The following is a 12062-nucleotide window of genomic DNA, read 5'->3' on the forward strand; positions in this document are numbered from 1 at the left end:
CGCTGAGCGCACAATTCAGTTCTCGATAGCCGAACCCAGCAGTTGTTTTAGCGCTTGGACATATTCAGCAAGCGCCTGGCGGCCTTTCTCGGTGATGCGATAGAGCGTCTGGGGCTTGCGCAGCACGAATTTCTTCTCGACAGCGACGTAGCCGGCTTCTTCGAGCTTGAGCAACTGCGCTCCAAGGTTGCCGTCGGTGGACCCGGTCTTCGTGCGCAGCCATGTGAACTCCGCTTCTTCCACGCCGACCAGCAGCGACAGCAGAGCCAGTCGCAGTTTGCCGTGAATCACAGGATTGAGTTCGGGCAGCTCAGGCATGGGAAGGACCGCGCATCTTGCGGACGCGCGCCTCCGCGATCATGCCGTAGATGCCGAAGACGATCTGGCAAAAAAAGATTGCTGCGAAACCAACGATTCCAACCTGTTTGTCGCTGCCGAAGCAGGACGCCACCGATGCGGCCCACCACACCACGGCGCACGCAAACTGCATCTTCCAGCGCAGAATCAGCGCGGAGGTTCCATTGGCCATGCCAAGCATGCCGCATGCTATTGCGATGAAGACATGCCAATCGGTCAGCCTTCCGCTGACGCCGAGCGAAAAGAACAACAGAAACATTGAAATGCCGAGCGCCATCCATACTGATCCGACGGCCCGGCCCATGGTCGTCTCCGGCCGCTTGCCTGCCTTCATTGAAACCAGTACCACGGTGACGACCGAAGCCGCGATCATGGTGACCGGCCAGGCGAGGTTGCTGCGTCCCAGCATGGCCCAGGCGATGGCAACGTAATAGGCGATGCCCCAGAGCAGAAAGGTCCAGCCCCAGCTTTCGGTAGTGCGGCGCCCTTCCCTCATCATGCTCTCGATGAGCGCGAGCCTGTCTTTCAGGTCTTTGGTGCTCGTTTCTTCCTGCATGGCAATCTCCTTTTTGTGCGTTGAGGTGGGCGATTTACTTCTCCGAGCGATCTCGATCAAAGTCGTCACGGCTGATGCTGAAGCAGCATGTCCACACTGCGGTGCGGAGGATTGTTGCCGAAGGTGACGTCGGTGGTTTCCTGCCATTCGCCTTTGGCGGTGAGGTGCATGGTGTTTTCGATCTTCGCCGGACCCGCGGTGAATCCCCATACAAATCCGTCGGGCTGCACGCTAAGTTCGGTGTCGAGGTAATGCCCTTCGTTGTAGGCGCGGAAGCGATATGTGTGCGTGGAGTCGTCGTAGGCAATGCTAGCGAGTGCCTGGAACTGCGCCTTGCCATCAGGCCCGGTACTCTGGCCTTCGACGAGCATCACAAGTCCGTCGAGTTTGAATTGCACTATTTCAGCCTGTGCGAGGTGGAGCGGCTCCCCAGGTCCGCGTGAGATCGATACCGGTCCAGACCACTTGCCGGCAAGGAAGGCGAGCTTCTTCATGGCTTCGCGTTGGGCGTCCGCGTTCGGCATTGGCGGTTGCTGGGCGGCGAACGTAAGGCCGCATCCGATCAGCGCTGAAGCAACTAACAATGTCCTGGATGAGGAGAATTCGGGGAATTTGCGGTTCATGATGTGCCTCCGTTGCAGCGACTCAATCCGATCAGCTACTGTTCAACAAGGAGTACTCTATACAATAGAGTTCTCTATGTCAATCAGTTTCTTCAGGGGGTTGAATGCTTTGCAGAAGCAATTTGGTATCAACTATTTGCCGAGATGTTTCACAAAGAAGTCGGCCATGATGTGGTTGGCTTCGATGGCTTCAGGCAGGCGCGGGTCGTACCAGAAGGCGTGCGGCAGAGCGTCGTAGACCACGAGGTGCGCGTCATCCCCGGCCAGCACATAGGCTCGTTCCAGGTTGACCGTACCGCTGAGCAGCAGGTCGCGGCCGCTGGTGATAAAAAGCGCGGGCGGCAGGCCGTGCAGATCGCCGTAGATGGGCGACAGGATCGGATCCTTGGGGTCGGTTTCGGCGACATAAAACGGGTCGTGTGCTCCCGGTTCGGGTGGATCGAGATGGCCGGCGAGTCCGCGCAGCGCATACATGGCAAGCGAATCTCCAGAGCGGGCAAAGTCGCCCATGCCGCTGAAGATGCCAAGGGCGGCCGGCATGGGCAGGTCGAGCTGCTTGATTTTCGCGGCCACTTCGGCCGTGAGGATGGCTCCTGCGGATGTGCCGTAGATGACGATGTGGCTCGGTTTGTAGGTCTTCAGCAACTCCTTGTAAACAGCGATGGAGTCATCCACGGCGGCTGGAAATTTGACTTCAGGCGAGAGGCGGTAAAGGACGGCGACCACCTTGATCCCGGTATAGCTTGCGATGGGGATCGACTCGGTGTAAGAACCGGAATCGGAGTTGAACCCGCCTCCGTGGAGATTCAACAGCACCTTGTCCTTGTTCTTGTCGAGCATGCCTTCAGGCGTCACGATGCGGACCGGAACGCCGGCGATTTTGTCTTCGATGATCGTGTTGGGGCAGAGCTTCGTCCATTCAACACGCGCGCGGGCGGTGTAGGCGTCGGTTCCTTTGCGGCGGGCTTCGAGGGGTTGTGGCGGACCCTGGTCAGGCTCAGGGCGGCTGATCGATTTCTGCGCCTCGGGGCTGATGGTCTGCGGCACGGGAACAACGCGGGTGACGTGAGCGGCTCCGTTGGCGTCGATGTAGCTGGTGTCGCGGTTGGGAGCCTCCGCAGCCGTGGTGGGAGCCGGGGTGGACTGCTGGGCCAGCAGCAGCGGCGGGACAAACATAAATGCGCAGGCAACGGAGCGCGCGATCGAGAGCATGGTGGCGTAGCCTCCAGGAATTTTCGGGTGAACCGCCGCGGAAGAGCGGCCGAACCGTTCACGATAGCAGACGGACAGGCGTATCCTTGAACGTCAAAGCATTCTGTACTGGACAAGCTGGCAACGGGTCACACTCAAAATGAGGAGGAAACTCCGATGATTGCGAGAATCTGGCACGGATATACGAAGCCCGAACAGGCCGACGCATACGAGGCGAAGATCAAGCCGGAACTGTTGCCCGGAATGAGCAAGATTCCCGGATACCGAGGCGGCATTGTGTTGCGCCGGCCCTTGGATGACGAGATCGAATTCATCACCATCATGGTGTGGGAGTCGCTTGAAGCACTGCGGGCGGTGGCTGGAGCGCACTACGAGGCCGCCATCATCCCCGAGGACCGGCTCCAATATCTCTCCCGGTACGACAAGGAATCCGCGCACTACGAGATCCGTTCGCTGCAGGGACTGGCCGGATTGACGGGATGAAATCGGGCCGGGAACTGATCCGGGAAAGACGCTCTTCGAAATCGACCAGAATTTGTGCAGCACCCATTGCGAATGACTTTGAATGCACCGCGTTGCGCGGGTCTCGAAAGATGAGAGATGAACATGAAAGATGTCGCATGGACGATCGAACATTCCGTCGAGACGACGGCTACTCTCGAGTTCTCATGGATGTATATGACGGATGTGAAGAACTGGGACGATCCTCCGGCGGAGTTTAAATTGCACGGGCCGTTCGCAAGCGGATCGCCCGGCACCACGGAAATGCCTGGGCAACCGCCGCGGCAATGGCGGCTGAAAGATGTCAAGGCAGGTGAGTCGTACACGATAGAAATCGCCCTGGCGGGGGCAGTCATTTCATGCAAGTGGGTCTTCAGCGGGCTTCCCGATAGCCGAACTCAATTCACGCAGCAAATTACCCTGGAGGGCGAAAACGCCGCTTCCTACACGGAGGACGTGCGACGAGCATTCGCTCCCGGTCTGGCGCCGGGAATGAGCAGAATTGCGGCCGGCATCAGCGAAGCTTACGCGCGCGTTCAGACGAATCGCGGACAACGCTGAGCTCTTCAGCGAGACGGGATGCCTTTTGCCAAGTTTGGGTGTATGGCCGCTTTTTTGATTCGGCAAAAATTCCTGCTGCCCTCTTTACGCTGGGTGCGATACATTGAATTCCCATGAGTGCTATTGCATCCCCCGCAATCCACAACCTTGTCGGCGGCAAGTGGGTCACCTCCACGAGCCCGGCCGGAATTGAACTTCTGAACCCTGCTACCGGCGAGCCGCTGGGCAGTTCCCCTTCCGGATCACCTGCCGAGGTAGACGCGGCGGTGCAGGCGGCGCATACCGCATTCGCGTCGTGGCGCACAGTGCCCGCGGGCGATCGCGTGCAATACCTGTTCAAGCTGAAGGCGCTGCTCGAGGAGCATCTGGATGAACTCGCGAGCTTGATCACTATCGAGAATGGCAAAACCCTGGCCGAATCGAAAGGCGAACTGCGGCGCGGTATTGAAAACGTTGAGGTCGCGTGCGGCATTCCCGTGCTGATGCAGGGCTATTCGCTCGAAGATGTTGCGCCCGGCATTGACGAGATCATGGTGCGGCAGCCGCTCGGCGTTTGCGCGGTGATTACGCCGTTCAATTTTCCTCTGATGATTCCGTTGTGGTTTCTGCCCTACGCGATTGCCACAGGCAACACGGTGGTGCTGAAACCGAGCGATCGGGTTCCCTTCTCGGCGGCGCGTCTTGTCGAACTTATCCAGGAGACAGGGCTTCCCGATGGCGTCGTGAACCTGGTCAACGGCGGAAAGCCTGCAGTGGATGCGCTGCTCGATCATCCGCTGGTGCGGGCGGTGAGCTTTGTGGGCTCGACGCCGGTGGCCAAACATGTGTATGCACGAGGCTCGGCGAGCGGCAAGCGCGTGCAGTGCCAGGGTGGCGCGAAAAATCACGTGGTGGTTCTGCCAGACGCCGACCGGGAGACCACCACAAAGATCATTGCCGATTCAGCCTTTGGCTGCGCGGGTCAGCGCTGTCTCGCTGTCAGCGTGACGGTCACGGTGGGCGATGCGAAAGACTGGTTCCGCGACTCGATTGCGGCGGCGGCCGGTTCGTTGAAAGTGGGCGACGGGCTCGATCCGGCGACGCAGATGGGCCCGGTGATCACGCAGGCCAGCCGCGAGCGCGTCGTGGGCCTCATCGGGCAGGGGGCGGAGCAGGGCGCGAAGACGATCGTAGATGGCAGACGGGCTAGTGGAAACGGCGCCGGCTCGTTCGTCGGCCCCACGGTCCTCGACGGGCTGCCGGCCGCGAGCCCGCTCATGGAGACTGAGATCTTCGGGCCGGTGCTTTCGGTGGTCCATGCAGACACAGTGGACGAGGCCGTGGCGATGATCGAGCGCTCGGCATATGGCAATGCCAGTTCCATCTTCACCTCGTCGGGTGCGGCAGCGCGCAAGTTTCGCACCTCCGTTTCGACAGGGAATGTGGGCATCAACATCGGCGTTCCGGCGCCCATGGCCTACTTCCCCTTCTCGGGATGGAAGGGCAGCTTCTTTGGCGTAATGCACGCGCAGGGTCGCGATGCCATTGAGTTCTTCACCGACAAAAAAGTGATCGTAGAACGCTGGCCGAAAGAGTGGTCGCGCAAGTTCTGATCACATCGCTATGTGCACGCAAAAAGGGGAGCGCGAACTGCGCTCCCCTTCTTTGCTGTTGCGAGGTCCCTTAAGTTATGAAGGCGGAAGAATGAGCAGCCCCGCTTGCAACAGCATTTCTGTGAGGCTGTCGAGCGCTTTTTTGTATTTGTAGGAGATGGCGCGAACGCTGACGCCGAGCATCGCGGCTGTTTCTTCCTGCGTGTATTCCTGGAGCGCCACCCGGCTGAGAATTGCCTGATCAAGATGCCCCAGTTTCTTCAGACAGTTCTCGATATCGAGCACGAAGATGACGGCATCTTCAAAGGTTTTGACTTTGCGGCTCGATACCCATCCGCGCCCGATTGGTTCGCCCAGAATGGCCGGCGCTCGGCCCACCAGCATGGACGCGTACAGATACCGCCGAAGCATTTTTTCAGTGTGCTTGCGATAAAAGGCCAGGCTGATGACCGGCGCGGATGCAGTGTCCTGGCCCGCGGAGTCAGTTTCCTCAATCGAGCCGGAATAGGGATCGACGCTATGCCCCGTCCGCCAGCGCTGAGTGATGGTTCCTGTGGCCCAGAGAGACGGCAGTTGGAGGGCTGCGCTCATAGCGCACCTCCGGCTTCTGCGGAGACTGCCGAGAGGTTCAAGAATCGCTTTGTGGTCGGGCGCCCGCGCCGCTTACGCGACCCAGGGTTTGGAAATTTCTCCAGTTCTGTTCTACAGCGAGAGCAATATACAGTTCCCAAGGCATGGGCGCGGTACCAAAGACACCCGCACCCCTCGCAAATCTTCAATTGCACGCACAATTCCATCATCGATTCCCCCAAAAATCGCTTTCTCCCGCTTATTCAGTTTCTTGTCTTCTGTCAGGCGAGGTGAAAGGAGCCAGGCAGTCGCGCCGGCGGTTCTGTTGCCGCCGTTTACGGTTGCCATCAGTGCTCGAGCTGTGGATGTCATCACGATGTTCGCGCAGAGTCTGGAATCAGCTCGGCAGGCGGTGCCAGGGCGCATAGATTAAGCGCCTGCGAAGGAGTTCGGCGGGAAGAGTGCGTAAGCACGCCCGAGTCCGACGAGGGCAACTACAACCCTCGTACGATTGCGCGGACCAATCCCATACCTGAAAATTTCCCACAACCTGTGCGAGCTGGAGTAAACCCAATCTAGAGAGATGTATCCTGTGCGTCAACGCTGCCAGGCATCATTCTTCATTCGTTCTGTTGGATGTGCAAGCGAGCCCAGAGAATGAAGCCGAATCGACGCAAATCAGTTTGCTTAAAGAAAACGGCAACTGATCGTCTGCATGACCGGTGGCGGACTATCCACAGATGAATTTCACCCAGATGCACGAACGACTTCGTGTGGAGTTGCTGCGCAGGATTGAGCGCGGAACTCTGAGCGTGTACCTTCTATCGCGGCAGACCGGATTCGGCAAGTCACATTTGTCAAACTTCCTGCATTCCCGTGGGCAGCTCTCGCTCGCGGGACTCGACCGGATGCTGGCTACCCAGCACATGGAATGCGACGACCTGATGGAACTCGGTGCCCATGCCGATCCCGCTAACAGCGCCGAAGCAGAGCCTCTTATCGTGCCTGTTGTCTCGCACAATTCCGCGCTCTTCGAGCCGTACATCCGGCCGAGCGCTGTGCAGATGATGCTGCATCTGCCCGCGGGTGCGTTGCGATCGCTCAAAGCCAAAGCCGTGGCGTCGCGCCGCTCGTGGCAGCGATTTGTCGCCATCCGCATCGCGCATTCCGATGCACTGCCCATGGATCCGCTGCTGTTTCCGGATGCCCTGGCGGTGATTGACCGGCACTACAACAAGCTGACCCCATACCGCGCCGGCAGGCCTAATTTGTATGCGGTTCGCGCCGGCGCGCACCTCATGCTGCGCTATGCCGACTTTGCGGAGGAGCGGCTGGTGCTGCGGCCTTTAAATATGAGCTTTCCGGTCGATCTGATCGAGATCGGTCCCGATGCTTCGCTGGGCGATTACATCGCGGGACGCGTGGCGTTGACGATCAACGAACTCTGATCACTCAACGGCCCTGAATAGTGATAACTTGAATTTGCCTCCGGATAGGATTCCGCGACGGTGAATCCAAGTCGCCGGGGATCCAGGCATGTATGAATCACGTCTATCGCCGACGTTTTTGAATGGGAGTGGATGGGATGGCTACGGGGATCCGCAAATCATCGGAGCGATCGGACCTTGCAGACTCCTGGGGTGAGTTTCACACGGAGGCGGGCCGATCCCTGCTCGACCTGGTGGATGAATCGCCGGTATTGCTCATCTTTCTTCGCCACTTTGCATGCGCTTTTTGTGCACAGGCTCTGGACCGCGTTTCGCAGGTGCGGCAGCAGATTGAGGCGAAGGGGGTGCGGCCTGTCTTTGTGCATCTCGGCTCTCCGCAACGGGCGAAACCGTACTTCGACTACTACAACCTCTCGGATGTGGAGAGGATCAGCAACCCGGAGGCTACGCTTTATCAGCTTCCCGCTTTTGCCTTGACGCGCACCAATCCCTTTTTGCATTTTTTGAATCTGACAGTCTGGAAGGGCTGGCTGAAGGGTGCGATGTTCAAGTACGGAATTGGCATGATTAAGGAAGATGCCGATCAGATGCCGGGCGTGTTCTTTCTGAAGGAGCGGAAGATTGTGCGCGCCTTTCGACATCGTACGATTGCCGATGAGCCGGATTATCTGAAACTGGCTGGCGCGGGGTAAGGTCCATCTGTCGTGGGTCGTGCCTTCGATCGGAAAACTGCCTGATTCCTCAGATCACACGTCGTGAGAACCATCGGCGTTGTCGAAGCGCGTAAACTTCGAGACGAAGTTCAGATGCACGACGCCTGTGGGCCCATTGCGCTGCTTGGCAATGATGATTTCCGATTTGGCCCTGTCGGATTCAGACATCTCCTCATCGCGGTTGTAATAGGATTCGCGATGGATGAAAGCAACGACGTCAGCGTCCTGCTCAATCGAGCCTGACTCGCGAAGATCGCTCAGCATGGGGCGCTTGTCATCACCGCGGCGTTCGCTGGCACGCGAAAGCTGCGACAGCGCGACAACCGGGACCTCGAGTTCCTTGGCCAACGCCTTCAGACCACGCGAAATCGCGGACACTTCCTGCGTGCGGTTCTCATAACGCTTGCCGCCTGCTGAGGGCAGCGTGGCCGACATCAGCTGCAGGTAGTCAACCACTATCAGATCAAGCTTGCCGGTCGTCTGTTTCAAACGCCGCGCCTTGGCGCGCATCTCCGCCAGCGAAATGCCGGCGCTGTCGTCGATAAACAGGTGCGACTCAATGAGCTGCTCCAGCGCCTTCTCAAGCTTGATCTGATCTTCTTTCCTGATGAATCCTGCCTGCATGCTGCGCTGGTCTACCCATGCCTGCGAGGCCAGCATGCGGCGCAGCAGTGAAGCCTTGCTCATTTCCAGGCTGAAGACTGCCACGGTGGCTTTGCTGTAGATGGCGGCATTCTCCGCAATATTGATGGCAAGCGCGGTCTTTCCCATGGAGGGGCGTGCGGCGATGATAATGAGCTCGTTCTGCTGCAGGCCCTTGGTCATCTCGTCGAAAACTCTGAATCCAGTCGCCAGCCCGGTGACGTCGCGGCTTTCCTTGTAAAGGTTATCGATAGAACCAAAGGAGTCCGCGACAATCTTGTCGAGCGGTTCGAGTCCGCGGGTAATTCCCTTCTCGCTGACTTCGAGCAGTTGCGATTCGGCTGCGTCGAGAACCTCAAGAGCGGTCTCGCTCTGGTCGGCTGCCCGCGCGATGGCCGCCGAGCAGATGAGCATGAGCTTCCGCAGCAGGCTCTTGTCCTTGACGATGCGGATGTAGTCCTCGATGACAGGGCGGATCGGCAGGCCCTCAGTCAACGACGCAAGATAGGCCACCCCTCCAACGGACTCGATTTCCTTGGAGCGTGCCAGTTCGTTCGCCAGGGTAACAATGTCGACGGCGCGCTGCTCGTTCATCAGCTCGCTCATGCGGATAAAGATCCGCTTGTGCGAGTCGAGCGAGAAGTCGTCTGGCTCCAGCCGCTCGGCGGCCTCGGAGTGTGCGGCGTTGTCGAGCAGGATGGCGCCGAGGATGGTCTTCTCGGCGTCGATATTCGCGGGCAGGCCGGCGTCGAGCGAAGTGATGTCAGGCAGGGTGGCCATACCCTAGAGTCTAGGGCGCGCGCGAGTTTCGGAAAAGGAAGGATAACTCGGAAATTTCGGAAAACAGGACAATGAGGACAACGTCAGTTATCGGGCACGGAAAAGCCCGCGCGATATTGATCGCGCGGGCTTTGTGCTGAAACTCGCCTCGGATGGAGTGGGGCTACTGCTGAACCACCATCTGCGCGACGCTGTTGACGTTGATGGTTTTCTTCGGAACAAATGGAATGGCCATCCCGAACGCGTAAGTTACCGCCACGTTCACCATATTTCCGGGCACATTGCATGTTCCCGAGGAACACGATGCCCAAGTGGTGGTAGTGGTGGTGGACGTCGTAACCGTCGTGCCGGTCAGATAGGTGACAGTGACGGTGAGATTTGCGGGATTGATGGCGGGGTAGTTTAAGCCCCTGACGTAGGAGGCAATCGTAGTTGTGTTTGCACCGCAGTTGGTCAAGTTTGGCGTGTTGCCGCATGAGGTGGAACCGCGAACAATGGCGTACCGGGCTCCTTCACGCGCCATATCGGAAACATAGTGAGACGAATAGGAAGCCAGGGCAATCTCAAAGACGCCAAAAAACATGGCGAAAAGGATCGTGGAGGAAATTGCCACCTCAACGAGGGCTCCTCCAGCATCGTTCACAATACAGCGACGAATCCTGCTCATAGTTACACCCATCTCCGTGCCTGCCAAAGGCAACATTCTGCTTAATTTCCGCTTACATCCTTGCATCGTCTTGCTCTCCTGCAATCTTTCGGCTACTTCTGGTACTCACTGGAGACATTTTTGAACTGCCATGCCATGAAGCGTGTAGGTTGTCGGCAGTCCCGGCAGATGAATGATGGGGGCGATGGACGCCTGGGTTTGGACAGTTACGGTCTCCTCGATGTTCGAGTTGGTGCAGTCAGTATTTAAGCCGGTTGAGGCTGTGCCATCTGAACAGATGTAACCGAGCGAGACGCTGGAAACAGTGAGCGCAACATTTGCCCCGTCGTGAGTCGCCGCCCAGGTAATGCCCGTGGTATCGGTAGCTGTTCCGCCGTTTTGCGCGCCATACGAGACCCCGGCGCGCGCGGCGCTGGACACCTCGATTGCCGTGTAGGCAACACGGGAGAATTCGACTGAACCCAAAACGAGCGTAAGAAGCAGCGGAGCCGTCAACGCGGTTTCCACGAGGGACCCGCCGACTTCGCTTTCTCGCCAGACCCTGCATAAATCCCGAAGCATCGTTCTTCCCATTCTCATTTCGATTTCCTCTTACTCAACCAACGCAAGGATTCTGTTCTTTGTTGTGGTGGGATGTGCCACGTCATAGCTGTGAATCGTAATCGTGGAAGCCTTGTCATACATGCTCTTCGCCACAATTCCGGTGGCCGTAATTCCACCACCGTGATCCTGCAGATACACCTCGGCCCCTGGCGCGTAGATATATCCGTCCAGCGTTTCATTGCCGCTGCCGAACTGCACCTGCAGATCATTTGTATTCGTTGCGGGCTGCATCAGGGCGATCCCGTTATAGGTTCCCGCGGTGGGCGCGAAGATGCTAAGCACCGAATTGGCCTGGTTGAATGTGCCGCTGTATACATCCAGTGTCGCCCCGTTTGCGGCACTCCCAATGGTCATGGTGCCGCCGATGGTCACGCTGTTTTCAGCGACATAGATTGCCCCACCGGGGAGAGTGATGCCGGCCGACAACGTCGGATTGTTCGCACTGAAGCAAACCACCCCACTGATCGGCGATGGCAGGTTGGCTGCAGTGATGGTGGACGCCGCCACCGTATTACCCCCAGTGCATGCGGTAGCCGGGTTCGGCCCGCTGAGATTACCCCAGGGACTCTTTCTAACTCCCGCATTCATTGTTGGCGCAGTCGGATTGGTGGTGTGCTGAAGGGAAGAATTGCCTACGACGTCGAGAAACGCGGCATTCACGGTGCCTGAGTTTCCCGTGACGCTCATTGCATCCGAAGTGTTGGAATTCACGTAAATTCCGCAATTCGGGGCCTCAATGTCATATTTTCCCTGAAGGTCAAAGGCGGGACCCGACGGTGCCATCAGCCAGATGCAGGCCGTGCCATTCATCGGTGCCGCTCCCACCGCACGGGCCGACACCATGACTGAATGGAAGCCGAGCGTTCCCATGAATACCCCCGAAACAGGTTGCGCGACGACCGCTTCCACAAATCCCGTGGAGCCTGTGTTTGGACCGCTGGTAGGGGGAACATTCATGGTGACCGTGACGTTGTTTGTGGCATCAGTAAAGCCATTCGCGGATGAGGCGCTTTTGCCTGCAGCCTGCGCCGTGGTCGTCGATCCGTTCCACATGTAATCTTGTGCCCCGGCGATGGCAGCCGAATCGGCTGCGGTCTGCAGATTTCGCTTTTCCCTGTATAAGACGCCCACATCGATGGCCATCGCCATGAAGCCGAACATCGCTGTCATACAAAGCGCAGTTAAAACAAGGGTTTGACCTTTTTCGCTCCGCAGTCTCTTCATATTCCTCTTTCTC

General features: G+C 58.2%; 14 protein-coding genes. 5 read left to right on the forward strand and 9 right to left on the reverse strand.

Annotated features, from left to right (window positions below; translation table 11 throughout):
* Positions 1 to 15: 15 nt before the first annotated feature.
* The 4 genes from VK574_RS05770 to VK574_RS05785 all read right to left on the reverse strand — a co-directional run bounded on the left by VK574_RS05770 (position 16) and on the right by VK574_RS05785 (position 2748).
* Positions 16 to 318, reverse strand: coding sequence for a winged helix-turn-helix domain-containing protein (locus VK574_RS05770; RefSeq protein WP_472798864.1), 303 nt, complete (start codon positions 316 to 318; stop codon positions 16 to 18).
* Positions 311 to 913, reverse strand: a complete 603-nt coding sequence (locus VK574_RS05775) for a hypothetical protein (protein ID WP_472798865.1) — start codon at positions 911 to 913, stop codon at positions 311 to 313. The genes VK574_RS05770 and VK574_RS05775 overlap by 8 nt, the downstream gene beginning before the upstream one ends.
* 65 nt (positions 914 to 978) lie before the next feature.
* Complete coding sequence (locus VK574_RS05780) at positions 979 to 1536, reverse strand: hypothetical protein (RefSeq protein WP_472798866.1); 558 nt, start codon at positions 1534 to 1536, stop codon at positions 979 to 981.
* 132 nt (positions 1537 to 1668) lie between these two features.
* On the reverse strand, positions 1669 to 2748 hold the full coding sequence (locus tag VK574_RS05785; protein ID WP_472798867.1) for an alpha/beta hydrolase: 1080 nt from the start codon (positions 2746 to 2748) through the stop codon (positions 1669 to 1671).
* A gap of 156 nt (positions 2749 to 2904) precedes the next feature.
* On the opposite strand from VK574_RS05785, the gene VK574_RS05790 reads away from it, so the two are divergent.
* The 3 genes from VK574_RS05790 to VK574_RS05800 all read left to right on the forward strand — a co-directional run bounded on the left by VK574_RS05790 (position 2905) and on the right by VK574_RS05800 (position 5402).
* Positions 2905 to 3231, forward strand: a complete 327-nt coding sequence (locus VK574_RS05790) for an antibiotic biosynthesis monooxygenase family protein (RefSeq protein ID WP_472798868.1) — start codon at positions 2905 to 2907, stop codon at positions 3229 to 3231.
* Between the two features lie 123 nt (positions 3232 to 3354).
* Complete coding sequence (locus VK574_RS05795; protein ID WP_472798869.1) at positions 3355 to 3810, forward strand: SRPBCC family protein; 456 nt, start codon at positions 3355 to 3357, stop codon at positions 3808 to 3810.
* Positions 3811 to 3923: 113 nt separating this feature from the next.
* Complete coding sequence (locus VK574_RS05800; protein ID WP_472798870.1) at positions 3924 to 5402, forward strand: CoA-acylating methylmalonate-semialdehyde dehydrogenase; 1479 nt, start codon at positions 3924 to 3926, stop codon at positions 5400 to 5402.
* A gap of 75 nt (positions 5403 to 5477) precedes the next feature.
* Here the strand turns inward: VK574_RS05800 and VK574_RS05805 are convergent, their stop codons facing one another.
* A complete protein-coding gene (locus VK574_RS05805) occupies positions 5478 to 5993 on the reverse strand; it encodes a sigma factor-like helix-turn-helix DNA-binding protein (RefSeq protein ID WP_472798871.1) in 516 nt (171 codons plus the stop codon).
* 734 nt (positions 5994 to 6727) lie between these two features.
* Between VK574_RS05805 and VK574_RS05810 the strand changes: the two genes are divergently transcribed.
* Positions 6728 to 7420 carry a hypothetical protein gene (locus tag VK574_RS05810; protein WP_472798872.1) on the forward strand — a complete coding sequence of 231 codons (693 nt, stop codon included), beginning with the start codon at positions 6728 to 6730 and terminating at the stop codon, positions 7418 to 7420.
* A 137-nt stretch (positions 7421 to 7557) separates the two neighbouring features.
* Positions 7558 to 8112 (forward strand): hypothetical protein, encoded by a 555-nt coding sequence (locus VK574_RS05815; protein ID WP_472798873.1) that lies wholly within the window; start codon positions 7558 to 7560, stop codon positions 8110 to 8112.
* A gap of 54 nt (positions 8113 to 8166) precedes the next feature.
* Here the strand turns inward: VK574_RS05815 and dnaB are convergent, their stop codons facing one another.
* From dnaB to VK574_RS05835, 4 genes are all read right to left on the reverse strand, one after another.
* Positions 8167 to 9555, reverse strand: coding sequence for a replicative DNA helicase (gene dnaB / locus VK574_RS05820; RefSeq protein WP_472798874.1), 1389 nt, complete (start codon positions 9553 to 9555; stop codon positions 8167 to 8169).
* Between the two features lie 163 nt (positions 9556 to 9718).
* Positions 9719 to 10222 carry a TadE family protein gene (locus tag VK574_RS05825; protein WP_472798875.1) on the reverse strand — a complete coding sequence of 168 codons (504 nt, stop codon included), beginning with the start codon at positions 10220 to 10222 and terminating at the stop codon, positions 9719 to 9721.
* Positions 10223 to 10327: 105 nt separating this feature from the next.
* Positions 10328 to 10783: a TadE/TadG family type IV pilus assembly protein gene (locus VK574_RS05830; RefSeq protein WP_472798876.1), complete on the reverse strand. Its 456-nt coding sequence runs from the start codon at positions 10781 to 10783 to the stop codon at positions 10328 to 10330.
* A gap of 30 nt (positions 10784 to 10813) precedes the next feature.
* A complete protein-coding gene (locus VK574_RS05835) occupies positions 10814 to 12049 on the reverse strand; it encodes a pilus assembly protein TadG-related protein (RefSeq protein WP_472798877.1) in 1236 nt (411 codons plus the stop codon).
* Positions 12050 to 12062: the final 13 nt, after the last annotated feature.

It is taken from the genome of Occallatibacter sp. (genome assembly GCF_035317045.1).
In the GTDB taxonomy this organism is placed as follows: Bacteria; Acidobacteriota; Terriglobia; order Terriglobales; family Acidobacteriaceae; genus Telmatobacter.